The organism is Lactiplantibacillus daoliensis, from assembly GCF_005405005.1.
Lineage (GTDB): Bacteria > Bacillota > Bacilli > Lactobacillales > Lactobacillaceae > Lactiplantibacillus > Lactiplantibacillus daoliensis.
Genome location: NZ_BJDH01000003.1, coordinates 304,011 through 324,195, shown reverse-complemented (window position 1 = coordinate 324,195; position 20,185 = coordinate 304,011). Strand labels below are relative to the sequence as shown.

Here is a 20,185-nt window from a genome sequence, read left to right as displayed (position 1 = left end):
ACACATACTATAACATAATCTCCAATGTAACAAGTCAAAAGACATCACAATATCAAATATACTTGCATTTTGCAGTAAAATGGCCCCTAACAACTGGGAAGATACCAGGTTTGTTAGGGACCACTTTTTCTTAATTGATTTCAGTTGCTTGTGCCATTTTAGCTTTAGCTTTTTTCGTTTGACCAACATGTGCCAAACCGATACCAGTAAACCCACTAATAATTGAAATAATTGGGCAGAGTAAGCTGAAGAAAACGAATGGTAAGTATTGAACCGTTGGGACGCCTAAGGTTGTCGTTAAGAAGACCCCACCAACACCCCAAGGAACTAAGTAGTTAATAACTGTCCCACCATCTTCTAGGACACGTCCAAGCGATTGATCGGCCAGGCCACCATCATTGAAGGCTTTCCGAAAGGCCCGACCAGGTAAGATAATGGATAGGAATTGTTCACCAACGAAGACGTTGACGCCAATACAAGTTAAGATGCCGGCAGTGATCAACTTACCATCACTCGTTAAGTGCTTGGCAATTGGGGTCATGATTTGACCAATCAAGCCAAACTTCATCAGCAGACCACCTAAAGATAACGTGACAACGATTAATGCAACCATGCTCATCATGCTAACGATACCGCCACGTGATAACAATGTATCCACACTAGCATTGCCCGTTTTTGAAACAAAACCTGTATTAATAATAGCAGTTAATTTGGTCATGGTAATTTTAGGCTGTTCAAATAAAATCAGGCCAGCAGAAACAAAGATGTTTAGAAGCATCGTTGGAATGGCAGGCATTTTAAAGCCGGCACAGACGAAGACTAAGATAATTGGCAGTAAGGCTAATGCAGAAACACTGAAGTGACCATTCAAAACAGCGACCGTTTCATTAATTTTTGCCAAGCTAACGTTGGCGTTGTCGTGGCCTAATACCGCGAACAAACCGAGACTGATTAAACCGGCTGGCAAGGTCGTCCAGAGCAAGTGCTTGATATGGTCAAATAAATCCGTGTCAACGACCGCTGAAGCTAAATTATTCGTTTCAGATAATGGCGATAGCTTATCCCCAAAAATCCCACCACTGATAATCGCACCGGCAACTAAGGCGGGGTTCAAGTTCATCGTCACCCCCATACCGAAGAAGGCAATTCCGACAGTAGACGTCACCGTGAAGGCACTCCCAACAGCGGCACCTACTAAAGTACAAACAATGAAAACAGAGGGTAAAAACCACTGGATATTAATTAATTTAAAGCCAATCACCATCAACGTTGGAATCGTCCCAGCGGCGATCCAAGTGGAAATCATGGCGCCAATTAAAATGAAAATAAAGATTGGAATAATCCCTTGATCAATGCCTTCTTTAATTCCGGCATTGACTGCGGACCATGGAAAGCCACGGAGCATTGCCCAGGCAGTCACAACACCCATAGCCAATAGAACTGGCACTTGAGGTGACAAGCTGAACCCAATGACACCGAGACTCATAATTCCTAAAACGACTAACAATACGATAACTGCTTCTAAGGTGCTAACTTTCGGGGTACTTTTGGTTTTATTCATGATTAAAAACTCCTTTAATCAAAACTTCAGCAACAACCAACTAGCAGCCCTGATATCGCGCAATCCCACCACAATGTTTAATTTCCATCCTAATCATCCTCTTCATATAAAAAAATCGTCCCCATTGTTCGTTAGAACAACAGGGACGATTAGACTAGTCGCGGTACCACCCAGGTTGAGGATTCATTAAAAAATCCCCCACTCACTAGAAGATAACGGTTCTAGTTATTACCCGTCCAAATCTGGAACTCTGTTACCGTATTTCAATGACAGCTCCTGATCGGTTCGCAGCAACCACCGACTTCCTGACACCCAGACCTGCATCTACTTGATGTAACATTTAACGTTCGCTTATTAACTTGTGATTAACAATACCACCATTGATTTTAATCGTCAAGACATTATTTTAATCTTTTTCTAATTTTTTGCTTAAAAGTGATTGTTCTTGCCGCCTACCGATTGGTTTCTAAAATGCTGGAACGCCATGGGTCGTTTTGAAGCCAAAGGACGGTCTTCAAAGCCGACCTTGGTCTAAGTCCGGGAAAACTTCACCCGCACTAAGTCCAATTTCATGGCTGAGCATTTTAGAAACCAACCTCACGGCTAGACTCACATTGTTTCAGCAAGCCGAAAGTGAGCACGCTATTTAACGTCGGGCGGTTCAAAATTGGCTCAGTGGTGCAATTTTTCTTAGTCGGCGGTTCTCCGGCTTAGAAAAAGCCCGGCTTGGAAGACCGCTCCTTGGCTTCCAAACGCGGCCACCACGTTCCAGCCGATTTTGGACCAACCAGAGTGAAAAACGAACTAATTAATCCCGTGGTTTTACTGGGGCTTTGACGCCATTTACGACGGCTCGGGGCATCTCATCATTTAAAACCGCAATGGCATTGTCGGTGACAATTTTGGCCATTGCGTCCCGTGCTTCAACCGTAGCATTACCAATGTGCGGTGTTAAGACGACATTTTTCAAATCAGCAAAACCTGGCGTTAAAGTCGGTTCCGTTTCATAAACATCCAATGCTGCCCCTGCGAGTTGTCCTTGTTGTAATGCAGCCAATAAAGCATGTTCATCAACTAATGGGCCCCGCGCCGCGTTAATCAAATACGCAGTTGGCTTCATCAGTGCTAACTGGTCGGTCCCTATCAAATGCTGGGTCTCACTCGTTAATGGGGCGTGTAAACTCACAACATCCGCGGTCTTCAGCAACTCTTCCAAGGAAACATCCGTTGCATCCGTCTTACTAGCAGTGAACACATTTAAAGGATGCCGTTGTGTGTAGATAATATTCATCCCAAAGGCATGCAAGCGTTTCGCTACCGCTTGACCAATGGCACCCATCCCGATAATTCCCAACGTCTTCCCTTTGACTTCATGACCCAAGAAAAACAATGGTGCCCAGCCATCAAAACCAGTCGTCCGCATGACCTGATCGCCTTCAACCAGTCGGTGCATTAACGCCAAAATCAGTCCAACGGTAACCTCTGCCGTGCTAGCGGTTGACACACCGGGTGTATTCGTCACCGCAATCGCTTGATTGGCCGCATAGTTCACATCAATATTATTAAACCCGGCGCCAAAATTGGCAATTAACTTTAGATTGGGCGCATGGTCGATCACATCACGGTCAACTTGCGTTGATAGGGGCGTAATCAATACTTCAGCGTCTGCCACACCAGCAATCAGCTCCGCATGTGAAATTAATCCGTTACCTTGATAAATTGCTGGTTGATACCCGGCCTGTTGTAGGCTGGTAATCCCACTAGCTGGAATTGCTGCTGAGATAAAAATTTTTGCCAATTGAATTGCTTCCTTTCAAAAAAGAGCCGCCACTAAAGCGGCCGGCTCAACGTGACTTACCATAAAAATGAAATCATTGCTTTTGCAACTCGTGGATTCTGATTCAATGCACAGTGGGCGGCGGTCGAACCACTATAGAACTGTTCCTTATAGGTCGCCAATTTATGCTTCAAGACATAACCAATTGACCGGGCCGACGCAACGCCGACATAACCATCATTGTTAAACCCATCATTGGTATCCCCGATCACGTTCAACATCTTAACGTTGTTGGGAAAATTCTGCCGTTGCTTCAACATCGCTGCAAAGTGACTGGTGAATCGAATTGGCTTAGCCGTCATTTGCCGCACTTGCCGTTCCGTTTCAGCATTTAAATAACCCGTCAATCCATCAAACGGCCCACCAATCGTCACAATTTTGTTCAAAGTTGGCACTCGATGATCATGCCCGTACTTCAACGCTTGGTTCACAATATCGTTAGCACCCAGTGAATGACCAACCGCATTGTAGCGATCAACGCCATATCTGGACTTTAGCTGGACTAAAACTTGGTGTAACCAATAAATCTGCGCTTTCTGGGTGGCATGATTATCTTGAAAAATCACCTGAATCATTGGGTTCTTAAGTGACTGATGCCAATAACCCTTGAAGGCCATGACACCATTCTTATAAACATGGACGACTAACGCTTTTTGCGCCGCGCCTGATTTTTCAGCGTGCTTGATCAAGTAATTCGTTGAACTAGCGCCACCATTGTAGCCATGTAAAAATATCGTTGCGGTCTTCGTTTTTTGATACTGATTGCTGAGTCTAGCTGCCGACGTGGGAGCTAATTGACTCGTCACCTTTGTAATTTTGGGATCACTATTGCGGGCACCAATTAAAACAACTGCCGTCCCGATTACAAAGGCCAACAGTAGAAATTGAAGCACCGTTCTAAACCGTTTCACCAAAATTTTTCGCTCTCCCTATTATGTTCACCCTTTCTATTCTAACCGATTCAAATCAAATCTCAATTATTATCTTTATCGCGCACAATCACAGGCACCTTCGATACCGTTTTCGGCCCAACACGCTTATAATTAAACGTGTATCAGTAAGTCCAACTTTTTAACCAACAGTCTGATCACTTGGAGGAAATTATGTACGATAAAAATTTTAAATATCCGGATAAGGCAGCTTATGATTTCGTCATCAAGGCCTTGGCCGTTAAAGGCATCACCTATAAAGAAATTGCCCAAATCACCTATAATTTACAGATCAACTATGTTCCTAATCTAACCATTGACGAATGCGAACTTGAAACCAAAGAAGTCCTTCATAAACGGGAACTTCTCAACAACGCCATGGTCGCACTGGAATTAGATCGGCTAGCCACAGAGGGTCAACTCAAAGAGCCTTTGCAGACGATTGTTGCTAGCGATGCTGGTGTATTTGGGGTTGACGAAGGTTTAGCCTTAAACATGGCGAATATTTATGGGACGATTGGTGTGACCAATTACGGTTATGTCGATAAAGTCAAAGAAGGCGTCATTAAAAAGCTAGATACCGATAAATCAGGCGTTGTGAATACTTTTATTGACGATCTTGTTGGGGCCATCGCCGCTGCCGTCGCTGCTAAAATTGCCCATAAGTATGCTTAACTAATTGTGGTTACCAGCAATGTACAATTATTACTGGTAACCTTTCCCTCCCAAATCACCATTTATACCGGGATTGTTATAAAAGAAAAGGAACGTTAACTGTCCTCATCAGTTTATGAGGTCAATTAACGTTCTTTTAGTTTAAAAGTTTATCCCAAAATTAGTCAGTCACATTCAACCGCACTAGCTTTAGGCCATTTGATGTTCCGACAATGACTTCATCTTCAGGACACGCTGATCTCGTGGAATAAACATCCGAATCTCATCCTGATTGAAACCACATAACAAACGATGGTCATCAAAAATAATTGGCCGTCGTAATAACTGTGGCGTTTGACTCAAAACATGAACCGCTTCACTCAGCGACATGTCTTCAATCGGTGTTGTCCGACTTAATTGTTGGTACGCATTCGACTTGGTGCTAATTAAATCATCAATCCCATCGTACGTGTACTGTAGCAAATGTTTAATTTCAACTTCAGTCAATGGCTGTGCATTCATATTCCGTTCATGGAACGGGATTCGATGCTCTAATAACCAGCGATGGGCTTTTCGACAACTTGCGGTACTAGGTAACACACATAAGTTTATCATTTTATTATCCCCAATCTTGCTTGCCTAACAATGCAACCCCCATTATTGTGCACTGTAATAGTTGACGTCATTAATTAACAACCTAATCATAGCAAAATTTCGGTCTAATTGCTAGCGTTTTCAAGAAAATAATAAAAATAATTTGATGTGCGCAGTTTATAAAATGAATAATACTCGTTTTATAATTGCTATTATAAATAAATAACTATAAAAGCAGTGGTCATTGAGCCTTATCTTGTAAGTAAGCCATCAAAACAACGGCTTGGTTGCGCTGTTCATCCTTTGCGCCGTATAATAAAATTACATTCGTTTGTTTGAGTTGTTCAGTTACTTTTTTTACAAACTCAGCCGTCATTGGATTAGACTCAATCTCTGCCTGATAACGCTTTTGAAATTCAGGATATTTAGCAGGCTCATGATTAAACCACTTCCGTAGCTCAGTCGTTGGCCCCATTTCTTTGGCCCAGTCATCCAAATGGGCATTCACTTTTGAGATACCGCGCGGCCACAGCCGATCAACCAAAATCCGGTAGCCATCCAAATCAGCTGGCTTGGTATAAATTCGTTCTAACTTTAACATCAACACCATCATCTTCAATCTTTAGAATTCGAGGAATTATCTTGTCTCAATCAAAATTTGCAACCGCCGACTATTTTACTGGTCGGTCGACAACTGACATTGCCCAGTCTTTATTGGGTACAACACTATTATATCGCACTCCCGAAATTACAGTAGGTGGTTTTATTGTTGAGACCGAAGCTTACTTGGGAACCAACGATACCGCCGCGCACGCCTTTAAAGGACGCCGCAGTGCTTTCAGCGAGCCACTCTATCGCGGTCCGGGAACCCTTTATATCTACCGATTACGGGCCAATTATTTATTGGATATCGTGACGCAACCGGCTGAAGCCCCAGAAGGCGTCTTAATTCGTGCGATTGAGCCCAGTCGCAACCCTGCACAACTCGTTAAGAATCGTGGCAAAAATGGCGTGCTAGTCACGAATGGTCCCGGCAAACTCATGCAAGCACTTGGCATTCAGGATCAAGCCATGAATTTGATGCCAATTAATGATAGCCAGTTCGCTATCGGCCTTAGCGAACGAAAAGTGCCACGCCAAATTCTCGCCTTACCCCGAGTTGGGGTAAATCCCGACGCTGCCAGTGGACAATTGCCACTCCGCTTTGTGGTGGCTGGCAATCCTTATCTTAGTGATATTAAGAAGCGAGATTGGCAGTCAGACCACGGCTGGGTAAAATAGTCGAGAACGGTGTTAGTACTTCGTTTGGTCAAAAAATCCAGTCTAACTGAACCAACTACGGCTTAGTTAGACTGGATTTTTTAGCAGCTAAAGGTTGAAAGACTCAAAAACATCACAACTGTCGCAGCACCAGTGACCTTTACGTCTAAATTCAGCGCTTCGTCAGTCAAAAATAACTACTGACTTAGCTGGAGGTTGTTGCTGATAACATCGGACGTGCAGGGGGTGTCTGAGCGGCGCTTTTTGCCGGCCTTACACCACGGACGGTCCGGGAGATTTGCGGTATTGGCAAAGCTTTCGGGCGAGGTTCAAGACGTCCCTAAGGCTTGGATCGGTCCCTCGTCCGCATGTTATCAGCAACAACTGGAAGTGACAAATTAATAACTTTTAGCCCTCAATTAGTCGTCATTACCCTTCACCAACGACCACTTCAACCTGACCACGCTTTGGCACAAAGTTGATGCCATAAATTGGTTCACGTAATACTTTTTCATATTCTTCAAGAACATCACTCGGTAACGGTGTGTGGGCTGATAAAGCTTGCAAGAGATCATCAACTGAGTATACTTCCGCCATGTTGACAAATAGTCGCAGATTGCCGATAACGTCATTGAGTAATTCCGTCAAAACCGCATTGGGCTTGCCATTACCATCCGTCACAACAACTTGATTACTGTCCACTTCCTGATGATTTATCTTAGTTAACTTAACGATATCAAATATATTAAGCATGTGGTCGCCCTCCGTTAATTATAGCCAGTTTTCCGCACTAATGATTAGTTGCTAATAGTTTAACACACTCTCAATACATTGCGGGGAACGGCCGCTCACTAGCCTTGACTACTGTGATATCGGTCCCAAATTTTAGTCTGAACTTTCGGCATCGGTAACTGAGCTAGTGCCGTTGCACTGACAGTCTTACCGGCAAAAAAGGCTAAATCAGCTGGCACAACTTGACCTGTCAACAATTGAATCGTCCACTTTTGGTGCGTAAAGGTATGCGTCACCGGGCGAACCGCTAATGCTTCAGCGGTTAAATCTAACTGATAGTCGCGCTTAAAATAGGCTACCGTCGCCGTGATTAGTTCATTCACTGTATAATCTTCCGCCAAATCCAAGTCTGACAGCTTGATTAGTGGCACCGTCCACAGATTGGCCAACATCCCTTTGCTACTCCGCTGCGCCATCAGCCAATCTGGACCCATTTTGGTCACGACAGCCACGTAGTCGATTGGCTGTGGTCGTGGCTTTTTCGTCCGCACCGGATAATCCAGTTCTTTACCATCCAAATAGGCTTGGTTAAATCTTTTCACAGGTGAGTGCGCCGTGTCCGGTTGGCGAGCAGTCATATAACTCGCTCCCAAGTCCATAATCGCCTGATTAAAGTCACCCGGCCGTTCTTTAGAAATGAGTTGACTGATGACGTCCTCAAAAATTTCGCGCGTCCCTGGCTTAGTGATATCAGCATCAATTTCTAACAATCGACTAAACACACGATAGGCGTTCCCATCCACCGCCGGCACCGGCTCATTGAAAGCAATACTAGCAATAGCGCCCGCTGTATATGGTCCAATGCCGATCAAGTCACTCAGCTCGGCAGCCGTCTGTGGCCACTGACCGTCATAATCGGCCAGCAACTGCCGCGCACAGCGTTGCATGTTACGGACTCGGGAATAGTACCCTAAGCCTTCCCATGCCTTTAAGAGCCGTTCCTCGGGTGCCTGAGCTAAGGCGGTAACCGTTGGAAACCACTTCATAAACCGTTGATAATAAGGGATAACTGTTTGCACCTGCGTTTGTTGTAACATAATTTCCGAGACCCACACATGGTATGGCTCGTGATCTTGCCGCCACGGCAAGTCACGGCCCGCGTCATCATACCAATTTAGCAAGGTGGTTTGAAAGTCTTTGATTTTTTCTGGTGGCCACTCGATCATTTTACTGCCTGCTATGCAAGATATGGAGAAATGTAGAAGAACATTACTGATTTCCACATTCAGAAAGGTTACATATTTCCTTTCTTGATTTTACTTGCTGCCGTTTATTACGCCGGTATTCCGATATTCCACTAGGGGGTAATCACATTGACCAACTATGACAGCTTAAGGACTTAGCCAGCCCCGTTAAGTTGTTATTTTTTAGATTAAAGCTAGTAGATTAGCAACGGCATTTTCATCACGCTCGAGTACTGCGCCACAACTATAACAAACATATTCATTATGCTTAGTCCGATGTGTCTCATTACCCTGGAGCGTGATTTTGTCGTCCCCAGACTTGCTATGACCACACTTTGAGCAACGCTGGGTTGAAGGATACTGTCGATCTGCCAGTATCAGTTTTTTACCGTACCAGTCACATTTATAAGTTAATATCTGCCGGAAGTAGCCGAACATTGAACGCTGCAAACCTTTAGAAGCAACGTGGCTCATCTGCATAGCTTTAACGGCAAGTCTTCAATCACAATCTTATCGTAATTGTTGACAAGCTTCGTCGTAAGCTTTTGCATGATGTCATGTTGGATATTAGCAACTTTACGATAATCACGTTGTAATTTGGCTCTCATTGCAACGTAACGACTACTCTTGGTTGCTTTATTACCATTCATGACGCGCTTACGAGCTAACCGCTTTTGATAAAACTTGATTCGCAGGTACAACTTACGTAATCGTTTCGGTAAAGTATCAACAATACCGGCAGTATAGTTTAAATGACCGACATTCACATCAACAGCTGAATTATCACCAGTTCGTAGTTTGGCCTTTAGTTCCACTTCTAAAGGCAGACTAGCCCAGTATTTGCCATTTTCACGATAAATACTGACTACTTTTAGGGCGCCTGACAAGTCAGCGTGTTTACTAATCCTGATGTCATACCAGTCTTTAGTACCACGTGGTTTATCCAATCGAAGTTTTCCAGCCACAATTTTAGCTCGGTCGGTTTTGAATCCCTGTCGAGCGACCTTCTTTGACTTGAATGTTGGTTTACCCCAATCAGTTTGTGATTTATCAAAGAAATTTTGCCAAGCATTGCCTAAATCAGCAATTGCTAATTGCAAGGTACGTGCTGACAATTCATACTGCCAATCGGCTTTATTCGCAACTAACTCATTCCGAACTGAATAAGCACTCGGGTAAGGACTATTTGAATCTAGCGTATGCAACTCATACATATCATTCCAAGTAGCCAATCCCTCATTCCAACAATACCTCCGATAATCGCAAAGGCTATCGAGCACCTTTGTCATATGACGATTAGGGTAAAGCCTTACCTTTTGTGTTCGGATCATCAGCATCGTCACCACCCAAATTAGTGTTGTCTGTTAGTTTGTAAGCACACTTCTAATTATAATTTAGGCGACTGCCAATGTCAGTGATTTGATCATCAAGGTGGTATAAATAAAACGACTCTATTTAGGAAAGACATCTTACAAATTTTTACAATATTCGAACTGTGACGCCAAGTCACTAGCTTTAATCGTTATCAAGCACACACCTCCATATTTACTATCTGTGGGTGCTTGGTATTCTCTTCTACATATTTCTACGTTTTAGTTAATGATTGCTTTCTCCTAAAAACGCCACGCACCCCATTAAACAGGGCTCGTGGCGTGACCATTAACTATTCTAATCGATCAGCTAAATCAACTAAAGTTTTTTCATAATGATCAGTAACACTCGCATCTTGAAAATCTGCGTTAAAGACTGCTAATGTCATATATTCAGGATACTTAACGATCACTGTTGCTAACCGATCATTAGATTCTGGATACTTTTGATCTTCATTATTTAAAATATCTAAACTTGCTTGATAACAAACATTTGATAAAAACAAGTAATCGACAAAATAGTTAAAACCTAATTCGTTTTTTAATTTAAAATGCGCGTCAGCATCCACCGTTTCCTGAATATTCGTTAAATACTTAGTCACGATTTCTTGATATTGACGTAACAACTCTTCCTTAGCTTCCGCATGTGCTTCGGTTGACATAAAATTCCCCACCTAACTTAAATCCTGTGAGAATTATAACATATGCCGCAATCCCAAATTAATGTTCTGGACTAAACCAGCCAGCTGTTGATATTGCCATTGCCGTTCAGTCGTCACCGCCGTTGGATCATTAGGTTGCGTTAAATTGATTAATTTAATGCCCTGATCCGCCGCCCGTAATGCATTTTCATCGACATAAGCGGACGCAATTGCCCAACTAATACATTCCAAAGCCGCAGCGCCAATCGAGCTCGTACTGTCTGCAATCATCGCGTCAACCTTGGCGCTGGCTTGCCGAACTTGATAGACACTTGCTAAATTGACCTGCCACAATTCATTGGCGTCAATCGCTAACCGTAATTGGCGATCACGCTTTTGATTGTCATCGACATACTGCATCGCTTTTTTCGCGATAATCAACGCCCATTTGGCGAGTTGTTGTTGTGAGAGTTCACCAGTTAACCCTTCGATTTGGGACCGTATTCCAGGGTCATCGTCAATCGATATCTTAGGGTGACTCGGTCTAAAACCTTCCGTCATCACGCATTCCTACTTTCTTCTGCTCCTACGACTATTCAAAATAACTGTTCTACCAGTCGCTACTACCGCTAAACAGGCCCCTTAGTCAGGTGCCTGTTCACAAGTCAACCTAATAACTAATTGGCAATTATCGCTTATGCGACTGATATTAATGCATTGTACCAGAAAATCAGCCACTTTGGGCAACTAAAGATCAAATCACATCAAATCTTCAACTCTCAAATTTAAATGTTCATTTTAACACCCTAGATTAGCGCTTATTTCTAAAAAAAGGCGGCCTCCAAGTAGCATTACTCGGGGTACCGTCTCACGTTTTTTATTGAATTTCAATGTGGTGCGTATCAGCCGCAGCCTTCTTAGGCAACGTTAACTTCAAAACCCCATCTTCATAATGGGCTTCAATTTTAGCAGCATCAACATCTGGCAAAGCATATTGACGCCCAAAGCGACCAGTCCGGCGTTCACTAGCAATGATGTTACCATCCTTATCGCTGTCATCGCTAATGCTATCACGTTTGACCGCAATCGATAAGTTGCCATCACGATACTTCAAAGCAATGTCATCCTTCTTAATGCCAGGAACATCAACGTGCATCTCATATTGTTCGTCAGTTTCCTTGATGTCAGTCTTTAAAACTGAACTAGCCCCAAAGTTGCCTGAAAATGAACGTTCCAAACCATTTACCAAATCATCCATCTTAGTCAGATCATTAAATCGATCAAATAAATCATTGTGCCAATTCATCATATCGTTAGCCATATCTTAATCACCCTTTCAACTTGTTTACAGTTTCTATCCTAATCATTTGAACCTTGATTGCAAGAATTTAGCACTCAATCATTAAGAGTGCTAATTTCAACTTTAATCTACTTGGTAAACGCTCATGTCGACCGGGATAATCCGCACGACTTTATGCGGCGTGATTGTCAAATTCTTAGTCGAACTTTGACGAGGCCAACGCGATTGCGGTCGGTCAGCCAATTCAAGACCAACTAGCATCCGAATCCGATCCAAGATATCTGGAACCGCGTAGGCATTATCGCCCTGATTAAAGGACGTTTGTAACATATTAATTTCAACTTGTAGGTGCTGATCACGATAACTGAACGTCACCGGTACATACACTAACGCGGTGGACGAACAAGTTTCTTGCGCGAGCGTTTGATCCAGCGTGGCAATAAAAGTCGTAAATTTATCCATACAAACCACCCCCATCCGTTAACTAATATTATACAGCGGACGTAACGGGACGGCTATCTTTAGCCAAAAAAATCAGGTCAATCACAGAGAATGTGATTGACCTGATATCATTGAGCGTCAGAAATTAGTTATTAGATAATTTCTTAGCATCTTCATCGATCGTTTCAAAACCGGAAACGCCATTCTTTTGCTTTGGATGCTTTGCACGTTCTTCTTCAGCTTTTTGAATCATAGCCTTTTTTTGTTCCTTGCTAAGCTTTTGTGCCATGAGACTCGCCTCTTTTGTCTTGGAAACGGAACCATCGTCCGTTACAAGTTTATTATAGTGCTATTTTTAAGAAGTGACACAATTTTGCCTCAAAAGTTTTGAGACTTACAACTTGCATTCTGTAATTATAAGATTTACAGTTAAGACATTCAGGAGGGGATATTATGACAAAAGTACTGATCCTCGGTGCCGCTGGCCAAATCGCCCGGTTAGCCGAACAACAATTTTTAGCTCAGGCAGATACAGAACTCACACTTTACTTACGTAATGCGCAACGTGTGGCTGATTTGAAATCAGACCGAGTTAACATCATTGATGGTGATACGACGGATGCCGACAAATTGACTCAAGCGATGCAAGGCCAAGATGTGGTTTACGCTAACTTGGCTGGTCAAAATATCAAAGCCCAAGCCGAAACCGTTTTGAAAGCGATGCACGCCACTGGTCTCAAACGACTCATCTGGATTTCAACCTTAGGAATTTACGATGAAGTACCTGGTAAATTCGGTCAGTGGAATAACGACACCTTAGGGAGTTACCTGACAACTTACTATAGCGCAGCCGAAGTTTTAGAGAACTCTGACTTGGACTACACGATTATTCGCCCAGCTTGGCTGACGAACAAAGACGAAATCGACTATGAAACCACCGGTCGTCATGATGCCTTTAAGGGAACCGAAGTTTCACGAAAGAGTATTGCGGCCTTAGTCGTTAAGCTCGCCGAAAATCCTACCGAGGGTGTCCGTGAGTCCCTTGGCGTTAACAAACCAAATACCGATGGCGATAAGCCAGCCTGGTATTAATAAACTAATACAATTGATCAAAATCTACCGTCATTATTTATCTTGTAATGATGGTAGATTTTTTAATTTATTTTTCATTTTTGGCCCTATGAAATCAGGCTTTTAAAATCAGAGTCCTTTCAAGTTGACGAGATAAAACACGGGTGTTAAATTGTAAACTCAATTTGAAAAAATCTTGGATTTTCTGATCCAGTTTTCAAGGAGGTTTTACCCATGAACTTAAAATGGTTTGTTAAAAAATTCAACGGTCTAACGACCACCCAGTTACACGATATTTACCAGTTACGTGCAAAGACGTTCGTTCAGGAACAAGCGCGTAGTTACCAAGATCCTGATAATACTGATTTTGAAGCCCGCCACGTGTTTGCCTATGATGGCAGTCAACTCGTCGCCTACGCACGAATTTATGAGCATGATGGTCTCGTGACATTTGGTCGTATTACTACCGACAGCAGCTACCGTGGTACTGGCCTCGGCAAGCAATTAATGAATCACGTCATGGCAATTTTGAAGGTTCACTATGCGACAGCAACCATTGAAATCGATGCCCAAACTCAAGTTCAGAAATTTTATGAAAAATTCGGCTTAACCACACAAGGCGAGCCATTCACCGACCTTGGTGCGGAAGTCATTAAAATGCAAGCCCCAGCACGCGCGTTGGTTCTTGCTTAAGGCGCGGCTGGTTCAAACATGAAAAGAGCCCTCAAAAAAGCTCAGAAATCGAGAAAGATTTCTGAGCTTTTTTAGACCAATTGCTTAGCTTGCAAATACTGTTTTAAGACCGCTAAATCTGCTTCAACGGTTGGTAAAATCTTCTTGAACCGCCGACTGTAAGACGGATGATATAACGGGAAGATCGAATAATCACTCCCCGACAAGACAAACCGCTGATCCTGAACTGACCATTGCCGGATCGGTGCTTTTACGATTTGTCCATGAACCGCACTGATCTTAGCTTGCGGACCAAGCAAGCGTTGTAATCCCGTATTGCCCAATGGCACCAGCAAATGGCCTTGTAATTGCGCTAGTTCCGCATCTAACCATGGCGCGCTGGCTTCTACTTCGGCACGCGTTGGTCGCCGGTCACTTTTACGACCGGTCGCCCCGAGCTTTACCGGACGTGACCGCACCGCTCCCGTCAAATAAATCTGATCCCGCGTTAGGTTCAATTCTGTCAACCAACGATTTAATTCAGTTCCCGCCGGCCCTTGAAACGGATGACCAACTGCGACTTCGACTCGACCTGGCGCCTCTGAAACCATGACGAGCACCGGATCAAGTGACCCTTCGCCCGGCACATACCCTTCTAAATGATCAAACTGAGTCAGTAATTCGCGGCCTTGTGCCTGTTGTTCCGCCGTCAATAACGTTGCCATTGCGATTCCTCCACTTGTTAATTAATAGACTTAATACTAAGTTACCCCGCCAAACATCCGGCGTCAAATCTACAGAACTTTTGTACCAAATGTACAGGTGTCATGTCAAAAGCACCGACAAATCAGCATTCATAGCTGATTCCACTAAATTGCCACAGGCTTGATTGAGATTGTGTGATGTGTCACAATATAAATTGTAAGCGTTTTACATACGAAACAAATTTTAAAAGTGAGGACTTGTTATTATGAAAATTAAAGCAGCCGTAGTTGATCAAGTCAACGATCCATTTGTCATTAAAGATGATATTGAACTAGCCGACATGGGACCAACTGATTTACAAGTTAAGTTAGTCGCCAGTGGTATCTGCCATTCCGACGAAGCTATCCGCAAGGGCGATGCTTCTCTCGGTTATCCCGTTATCTTAGGCCATGAAGGTTCTGGTATTGTTGAAAAAATCGGCGCACAAGTTAAAAATTTTGCCGTTGGCGACCATATCGTCATGTCCTTTTATGCAGACGGTACTTGTGATAACTGTTTGAAAGGGATGCCAACGAAGTGCCGGAACTACGCTGACTATAACTTAAGCGGAACTCGTCCTGATGGTAGCGACCACTTCCAAGAAAATGGTCATCACGTCAGCGATATGTTTGACCAGTCTTCATTTACGACTCATACCGTCGTCGACCAACGTAACGCCGTTAAAGTTGATAAAGACTTAGACTTACGTCGCCTTGGACCTTTAGGCTGTGGCTATGTCACAGGTAGTGGCACTGTTTTGAATACATTACAACCACGCCCAGGTCAAACGATTGCGGTCTTCGGGACCGGTGCAGTTGGTTTAGCCGCAATGATGGCCGGCAAGATTTCAGGTTGTACAGAAGTCATCGCCGTAGATATTGTGGACGATCGGCTCACCTTAGCTAAGGAACTCGGTGCCACCCACACGATCAACAGTAAAAACGAAGATCCCGTTGCCGCCATCAAGAAATTGACCAACGGCTATGGTGTCGACTTTACCGTTGATACAACCGGTGTTGAACCCGTAATGGTCTCCGCTATTCATTCCCTGGCTCAAGGTGGTACCGCTGCATTAATTGCCGTCACTGCCAAGAATATTACCATCAGTTCATGGAACGACCTCTGTGTTGATGACAAAAAAGTCATTGGCGTTAACATGGGTGATTCAATTCCACAAGTCGACGTTCCTCGGTTAATTGACTTCTACAAACATGGTATGTTCCCATTTGAAAAGACTGAAAAGTTCTACAAATTTGATCAAATCAATGAAGCTAACGCCGACTCCGTTAGTGGTAAGACGATCAAACCAGTCTTAATTATCGATGAAAGCTATCAACCAGAAGCTTAAAAAACAGTCTGACGCTTTTAAGACTCAAAAAGGTATTGCTATTCCCAAAATACGGATAGCAATACCTTTTTTGATTGTCCTTAGTCCGAATCTGGGTCACTCCGAAAACGTTGCAAAATATAAATCGCAAAGACGACCAGTACAGAACCGATAATTTCAATCAAGCTGACTTTTAGGCCTAAGAAAATAATGCTCAGGATAAAGGTCACCACCGGCTGAACCGCGTCCACGATACTGACCACGGCCGATGGCGCAAATTGGAGACTGTGTAATAATGATAAAAAGGCAAAAATCGTCCCAATTAACACGATTGCGCCAATTGATAACACCAAGCTTGGCGTGATTTTCGGCGCCCCTCGCCAAAGCGGGTGATACAAGTTAAACAGAATACCGGCGATCAACGTCCCCCAACCTAAAATAACGACTGGTGAATTTTCTGCAACAATTTTCCGTGGCAACACAACATAAAGCGCTGCGGTTACCCCAGATAACACACCCCAAACTAGTGCGTCCATTGGGATGGCTAATTCGTGGATGTTGCCACGTGTAATCGCCAGAAAGACACCCAACAGTGACACGCCAAAGGCAATCATATCTGTTCGCAATGGCCACTCGCGCTTAAATGCCAAAGTACCTAACACGATAAACAATGGGCTTAAATATTGTAAAATCGTGGCTGCTGCCGCAGTCCCTTTTTCAATACTCACGTAGAACGTATACATGTTCGCCATCAAACCTAGGGTCGCATACGCAACCAACTGGCCAACCGACGCCCAGGAATGGAACACCTTAAAAATACCGCGGCCTTGCTGTACCGCACCAATTGCTAATAAAATAACTCCGGCAGACAAGGTCCGCACGGATAAGAACCAATCGGCTGGAATGGCCTGATTCTGTGATACAAATTGCATGACCGTTCCAGAGATCCCCCAGAGTGTCGATGCCAACATCGCCCACATGATCCCTTGCATGTAACGACTTTTAGTTTTAGTTTTCAATTCTCGTTTACCCCAATTAATCAATTAATGGCAATATTATACCGGGGCTTGATTAAAACTCACTGAAAATTTGTCGCAAATTTTCAATAAAAATAGCGGATTCAACCAAAATTGGCAAATCCGTTATATCAATTATTTAATATTAATATTTTAGAATAGCGTCCCAACATAGTAATGAATAAACATGGTAATAATCCCAACAATGACGTTGCGTGTTACCGCTGTTTTAACGTTACCTTTGCCGAGAACCGCTGACAAATAACCCGTCAATGCCACTGATAATGACACCGCGACAATCGTCCCTGGCCATTTCAGCGCCGTTGGTAAGAAGGTCATCGCAAATAAAGGAAAGATTCCTCCGGCTGAAGCAGAAAATAGTGATGAAAAGGCCGCATCCCAGGGATTCATATAATGGCCTAACTTCATATCATACTTAATGCTAACAACCGTTTCTAGTGGCTTCTTAGCGAGCAGGTCTTTCCCAATTGCAAGCGCAGTTGCTTCCGTCACGCCAAGCGTCATATAGTGTCGCTTAACTGCTGCTAGTTCACCATCAAAGTCTGTTTTCAACAACTGACGTTCTTTTTCGACTACGGCTTTTTCCGTATCTTTTTGTGTACTGACCGAGGCATACTCCCCTGACGCCATCGAAAAGGCGCAGGCAAGTAAGTCTGATAACCCGGCAATAAAAATTGTAAATTGATTGCTAGTCGCTGCGGCAACACTGAATAGAACACCAACAACAGTTAAAATACCATCATTAGAACCTAGGACGCCTGCCCGCAACGTATTCAGCTTCTCGTCCATGGTTTGCTTGCCCTTATCTTTGGGCTTGGTTTTTGACATAATCATTTACTGACTCCCTCTCAATTCTCACTAGGCAAATAGGTGACCGATAAAATAGGTCACTAACATCGTCAATAAACCAGCGACCACATTGCGAATAACGCTATGCTTGCGATCAGCATTCCCTAAGATGGCCGCGGAATAACCCGTAATTGCCAAAGCCACGGCCACCGCAATGACGGTTGCCAAGACTTTGATCCGTGGTGGGAAGAAAGTAATTGAGACTAATGGCAAAATTGAGCCGGTTGGAAATGAAATCATTGAGGCAATTCCGGCCGCATATGGACTAATAAATTCACTCGGATTAAAGCCATAGCGTTCCCGAACAGTCGTCACCAACGCGTCATCTTGCATCATTTCTTTAGTCGCCTGTTGCGCTAACGGCACACTAATTCCCTGATCAACGTACTTTTGGGTCACCATCGCGCTCTCGGCGTCATAGTCATCAGCTAGTGCAGCTTTTTGGCGTTTAATCGCCATTTTTTGGGCATCCTTTTGGGTATTGACCGACACATACTCGCCCATGGCCATGGAGATCGTCCCTGCTAGCATCCCCGCTAATCCAGAAATTAAGATCGAATAGCTATTGGTGGTTGCGCCGGCGACCCCGACAACAATCCCCGCAACGGATAAGATACCATCATTGGCACCCATCACACTCGCCCGTAAAATGTTAACGCGTTGCGCTAAAGTCATTTTTCGTTTCATTTTTGCTAACCCCCATCAGCTACTTTATAATGGTTCTTACCTGGTAAATATTATTCCTTTTCTGATGAAATAGCAAGTCGTTTTCAAATAAAAAGTTATGTATCCCTAAATTCCATTCAAGTGTACCATCAATTTCATTCTTTTGTTAAATTAACTAAAACTTGAAAGGCTTGACTATCAATCAAAAAAATGGCGCAAAAAAACGCCTAACCATCATCAGTTAGACGCTCCATACCCTAATTTACTGCTTTAAATTGTTGTGCTGCTGCCAATGGAAATTCAGTTGGTTTTGCGGCAGTCATGAGTTCTTCGGTTAAAGCGACCCGCGTAATCGTCTGATCATCATATGGTTGCATGTAGAACGCAGGTTCCGCCATGCTCATATAAGACCGATACTGCGTATAATCAGCAGAGCCATCCGCTTTAATCTTGACCCCTTTAGGAATTTCAACGGAATTTAACATGTGTGACAAAGCATTGACCGCTTCGCCATCCGTCTCAACGGCTTCAGTATGTTCACGATTAAAGACGGTCCGGATAAATCGTGATGGTGACGTGTAGTCCCCAGGCATCCCTAAAGCACCAGTTCCAGGGCCAAAGGCGTTGATCGTTAAATCGCCATATTTGCGATTAACGGCGTGTGGTTCTGGTTGCAGTTCCACATAGTTACTCAAATTCTTCAAATGCCAGTCAAAGTCTGGTGAATTAGTCATGACCCCGACCGGATTCTTCATAAAGTGCATCCCATCAGCTTCTTGTTCCAAAACAAACGTGTTACCGTCACGATCACTAATGATCCAATGTAATGGCACCACGATGTTTAACAATGGCGCAGCTGATTCCGTAATTGTTAAATCAGCTAAACGGTCACCTAATTCAGCAGTACTCTTAACGTTACCAAGAATCCACATAATCACTTCATGTGGTGCTAAATTGATTTGACCGTCAACTGGTTCCGTCGCGTAATGGGCTTGACCAGAAAAGTACAGTGCGGCCGCACTGACACCATATTCGTTCACACCATCGACAAGGATATAACCATCGAGATCCCGTCCAGTTCCTGCGAAACTATAAGGTGCGTCAAATCCGTCTGCATTGGTGACACTGGTAAAGTGGTGTTGCCGAGGAATAACCACTGGCCGACCACCAAGTTCAAAAGCAAAATCCATTGTTCGGGCTAAAAATTGATCACCACCCGTAGTTTGATACGTTAAACTTGTACACATGGGACTCAC

The 20,185-nt window shown here is 43.6% G+C and carries 22 protein-coding genes and 1 pseudogene; 5 read left to right on the top strand and 18 right to left on the bottom strand.

Annotation, left to right across the window (positions count from 1 at the left end):
• Positions 1–130 precede the first annotated feature (130 nt).
• The 3 genes from nhaC to FFM64_RS05765 form a co-directional block, all read right to left on the bottom strand.
• Positions 131–1,561: a Na+/H+ antiporter NhaC gene (nhaC, locus tag FFM64_RS05775; protein WP_137607045.1), complete on the bottom strand. Its 1,431-nt coding sequence runs from the start codon at positions 1,559–1,561 to the stop codon at positions 131–133.
• A gap of 808 nt (positions 1,562–2,369) precedes the next feature.
• A complete protein-coding gene (locus FFM64_RS05770) occupies positions 2,370–3,359 on the bottom strand; it encodes a 2-hydroxyacid dehydrogenase family protein (protein WP_137607044.1) in 990 nt (329 codons plus the stop codon).
• Between the two features lie 56 nt (positions 3,360–3,415).
• Positions 3,416–4,309 (bottom strand): alpha/beta hydrolase, encoded by an 894-nt coding sequence (locus FFM64_RS05765; protein ID WP_223876904.1) that lies wholly within the window; start codon positions 4,307–4,309, stop codon positions 3,416–3,418.
• Positions 4,310–4,501: 192 nt separating this feature from the next.
• Between FFM64_RS05765 and FFM64_RS05760 the strand changes: the two genes are divergently transcribed.
• Positions 4,502–5,002, top strand: coding sequence for a phosphatidylglycerophosphatase A family protein (locus tag FFM64_RS05760; RefSeq protein WP_137607042.1), 501 nt, complete (start codon positions 4,502–4,504; stop codon positions 5,000–5,002).
• A 189-nt stretch (positions 5,003–5,191) separates the two neighbouring features.
• Here FFM64_RS05760 and FFM64_RS05755 read toward each other — a convergent pair whose 3' ends face one another.
• A complete protein-coding gene (locus FFM64_RS05755) occupies positions 5,192–5,596 on the bottom strand; it encodes a Spx/MgsR family RNA polymerase-binding regulatory protein (protein ID WP_137607041.1) in 405 nt (134 codons plus the stop codon).
• Between the two features lie 220 nt (positions 5,597–5,816).
• On the bottom strand, positions 5,817–6,179 hold the full coding sequence (locus tag FFM64_RS05750; protein WP_137607079.1) for a DUF488 domain-containing protein: 363 nt from the start codon (positions 6,177–6,179) through the stop codon (positions 5,817–5,819).
• Between the two features lie 38 nt (positions 6,180–6,217).
• On the opposite strand from FFM64_RS05750, the gene FFM64_RS05745 reads away from it, so the two are divergent.
• A complete protein-coding gene (locus FFM64_RS05745; RefSeq protein ID WP_137607040.1) occupies positions 6,218–6,856 on the top strand; it encodes a DNA-3-methyladenine glycosylase in 639 nt (212 codons plus the stop codon).
• Positions 6,857–7,264: 408 nt separating this feature from the next.
• Here FFM64_RS05745 and FFM64_RS05740 read toward each other — a convergent pair whose 3' ends face one another.
• From FFM64_RS05740 to FFM64_RS12315, 8 genes and pseudogenes are all read right to left on the bottom strand, one after another.
• Complete coding sequence (locus tag FFM64_RS05740) at positions 7,265–7,588, bottom strand: hypothetical protein (RefSeq protein WP_137607039.1); 324 nt, start codon at positions 7,586–7,588, stop codon at positions 7,265–7,267.
• 98 nt (positions 7,589–7,686) lie between these two features.
• A complete protein-coding gene (mutY, locus tag FFM64_RS05735; RefSeq protein WP_137607038.1) occupies positions 7,687–8,793 on the bottom strand; it encodes an A/G-specific adenine glycosylase in 1,107 nt (368 codons plus the stop codon).
• Positions 8,794–8,994: 201 nt separating this feature from the next.
• A pseudogene (locus tag FFM64_RS05730) lies at positions 8,995–10,142 on the bottom strand (RNA-guided endonuclease InsQ/TnpB family protein).
• A gap of 332 nt (positions 10,143–10,474) precedes the next feature.
• A complete protein-coding gene (locus tag FFM64_RS05725) occupies positions 10,475–10,843 on the bottom strand; it encodes a hypothetical protein (protein WP_137607037.1) in 369 nt (122 codons plus the stop codon).
• Positions 10,844–10,876: 33 nt separating this feature from the next.
• Positions 10,877–11,383 (bottom strand): putative immunity protein, encoded by a 507-nt coding sequence (locus FFM64_RS05720; RefSeq protein WP_137607036.1) that lies wholly within the window; start codon positions 11,381–11,383, stop codon positions 10,877–10,879.
• A 316-nt stretch (positions 11,384–11,699) separates the two neighbouring features.
• The gene (locus tag FFM64_RS05715; RefSeq protein ID WP_137607035.1) at positions 11,700–12,143 is read right to left on the bottom strand and encodes an Hsp20/alpha crystallin family protein; all 444 of its coding nucleotides are present in this window, start codon (positions 12,141–12,143) and stop codon (positions 11,700–11,702) included.
• 102 nt (positions 12,144–12,245) lie between these two features.
• A complete protein-coding gene (locus FFM64_RS05710; protein WP_137607034.1) occupies positions 12,246–12,584 on the bottom strand; it encodes a hypothetical protein in 339 nt (112 codons plus the stop codon).
• A 124-nt stretch (positions 12,585–12,708) separates the two neighbouring features.
• Positions 12,709–12,852: a hypothetical protein gene (locus tag FFM64_RS12315; protein WP_171000307.1), complete on the bottom strand. Its 144-nt coding sequence runs from the start codon at positions 12,850–12,852 to the stop codon at positions 12,709–12,711.
• 164 nt (positions 12,853–13,016) lie between these two features.
• Between FFM64_RS12315 and FFM64_RS05705 the strand changes: the two genes are divergently transcribed.
• Together FFM64_RS05705 and FFM64_RS05700 are read left to right on the top strand one after the other, a co-directional pair.
• Entirely contained in the window at positions 13,017–13,655 is a 639-nt protein-coding gene (locus FFM64_RS05705; RefSeq protein ID WP_137607033.1) for an SDR family oxidoreductase, read from the top strand.
• A 213-nt stretch (positions 13,656–13,868) separates the two neighbouring features.
• Entirely contained in the window at positions 13,869–14,327 is a 459-nt protein-coding gene (locus FFM64_RS05700) for a GNAT family N-acetyltransferase (protein ID WP_137607032.1), read from the top strand.
• A gap of 71 nt (positions 14,328–14,398) precedes the next feature.
• Here FFM64_RS05700 and FFM64_RS05695 read toward each other — a convergent pair whose 3' ends face one another.
• A complete protein-coding gene (locus FFM64_RS05695; protein WP_137607031.1) occupies positions 14,399–15,031 on the bottom strand; it encodes a uracil-DNA glycosylase in 633 nt (210 codons plus the stop codon).
• Positions 15,032–15,276: 245 nt separating this feature from the next.
• On the opposite strand from FFM64_RS05695, the gene FFM64_RS05690 reads away from it, so the two are divergent.
• Positions 15,277–16,398 carry an NAD(P)-dependent alcohol dehydrogenase gene (locus FFM64_RS05690; RefSeq protein ID WP_137607030.1) on the top strand — a complete coding sequence of 374 codons (1,122 nt, stop codon included), beginning with the start codon at positions 15,277–15,279 and terminating at the stop codon, positions 16,396–16,398.
• An 80-nt stretch (positions 16,399–16,478) separates the two neighbouring features.
• Here FFM64_RS05690 and FFM64_RS05685 read toward each other — a convergent pair whose 3' ends face one another.
• From FFM64_RS05685 to FFM64_RS05670, 4 genes are all read right to left on the bottom strand, one after another.
• Positions 16,479–17,369, bottom strand: a complete 891-nt coding sequence (locus FFM64_RS05685) for a DMT family transporter (RefSeq protein WP_137607078.1) — start codon at positions 17,367–17,369, stop codon at positions 16,479–16,481.
• Between the two features lie 177 nt (positions 17,370–17,546).
• The gene (locus FFM64_RS05680; protein WP_137607029.1) at positions 17,547–18,248 is read right to left on the bottom strand and encodes a VIT1/CCC1 transporter family protein; all 702 of its coding nucleotides are present in this window, start codon (positions 18,246–18,248) and stop codon (positions 17,547–17,549) included.
• Positions 18,249–18,272: 24 nt separating this feature from the next.
• The gene (locus FFM64_RS05675) at positions 18,273–18,950 is read right to left on the bottom strand and encodes a VIT1/CCC1 transporter family protein (RefSeq protein ID WP_137607028.1); all 678 of its coding nucleotides are present in this window, start codon (positions 18,948–18,950) and stop codon (positions 18,273–18,275) included.
• A gap of 236 nt (positions 18,951–19,186) precedes the next feature.
• Positions 19,187–20,176: a choloylglycine hydrolase family protein gene (locus FFM64_RS05670; RefSeq protein ID WP_137607027.1), complete on the bottom strand. Its 990-nt coding sequence runs from the start codon at positions 20,174–20,176 to the stop codon at positions 19,187–19,189.
• Positions 20,177–20,185 lie beyond the last annotated feature (9 nt).

What these genes read in the sequence shown, in the direction of transcription:
- nhaC (WP_137607045.1), bottom strand. Translation starts at nt 1,561, where the DNA reads ATGAATAAAACCAAAAGTACCCCGAAAGTTAGCACCTTAGAAGCAGTT.
- FFM64_RS05760 (WP_137607042.1), top strand. Translation starts at nt 4,502, where the DNA reads ATGTACGATAAAAATTTTAAATATCCGGATAAGGCAGCTTATGATTTC.
- FFM64_RS05755 (WP_137607041.1), bottom strand. Translation starts at nt 5,596, where the DNA reads ATGATAAACTTATGTGTGTTACCTAGTACCGCAAGTTGTCGAAAAGCC.
- FFM64_RS05740 (WP_137607039.1), bottom strand. Translation starts at nt 7,588, where the DNA reads ATGCTTAATATATTTGATATCGTTAAGTTAACTAAGATAAATCATCAG.
- mutY (WP_137607038.1), bottom strand. Translation starts at nt 8,793, where the DNA reads ATGATCGAGTGGCCACCAGAAAAAATCAAAGACTTTCAAACCACCTTG.
- FFM64_RS05725 (WP_137607037.1), bottom strand. Translation starts at nt 10,843, where the DNA reads ATGTCAACCGAAGCACATGCGGAAGCTAAGGAAGAGTTGTTACGTCAA.
- FFM64_RS05720 (WP_137607036.1), bottom strand. Translation starts at nt 11,383, where the DNA reads ATGACGGAAGGTTTTAGACCGAGTCACCCTAAGATATCGATTGACGAT.
- FFM64_RS05715 (WP_137607035.1), bottom strand. Translation starts at nt 12,143, where the DNA reads ATGGCTAACGATATGATGAATTGGCACAATGATTTATTTGATCGATTT.
- FFM64_RS05710 (WP_137607034.1), bottom strand. Translation starts at nt 12,584, where the DNA reads ATGGATAAATTTACGACTTTTATTGCCACGCTGGATCAAACGCTCGCG.
- FFM64_RS12315 (WP_171000307.1), bottom strand. Translation starts at nt 12,852, where the DNA reads ATGGCACAAAAGCTTAGCAAGGAACAAAAAAAGGCTATGATTCAAAAA.
- FFM64_RS05705 (WP_137607033.1), top strand. Translation starts at nt 13,017, where the DNA reads ATGACAAAAGTACTGATCCTCGGTGCCGCTGGCCAAATCGCCCGGTTA.
- FFM64_RS05700 (WP_137607032.1), top strand. Translation starts at nt 13,869, where the DNA reads ATGAACTTAAAATGGTTTGTTAAAAAATTCAACGGTCTAACGACCACC.
- FFM64_RS05695 (WP_137607031.1), bottom strand. Translation starts at nt 15,031, where the DNA reads ATGGCAACGTTATTGACGGCGGAACAACAGGCACAAGGCCGCGAATTA.
- FFM64_RS05690 (WP_137607030.1), top strand. Translation starts at nt 15,277, where the DNA reads ATGAAAATTAAAGCAGCCGTAGTTGATCAAGTCAACGATCCATTTGTC.
- FFM64_RS05685 (WP_137607078.1), bottom strand. Translation starts at nt 17,369, where the DNA reads ATGCAAGGGATCATGTGGGCGATGTTGGCATCGACACTCTGGGGGATC.
- FFM64_RS05680 (WP_137607029.1), bottom strand. Translation starts at nt 18,248, where the DNA reads ATGATTATGTCAAAAACCAAGCCCAAAGATAAGGGCAAGCAAACCATG.
- FFM64_RS05675 (WP_137607028.1), bottom strand. Translation starts at nt 18,950, where the DNA reads ATGAAACGAAAAATGACTTTAGCGCAACGCGTTAACATTTTACGGGCG.
- FFM64_RS05670 (WP_137607027.1), bottom strand. Translation starts at nt 20,176, where the DNA reads ATGTGTACAAGTTTAACGTATCAAACTACGGGTGGTGATCAATTTTTA.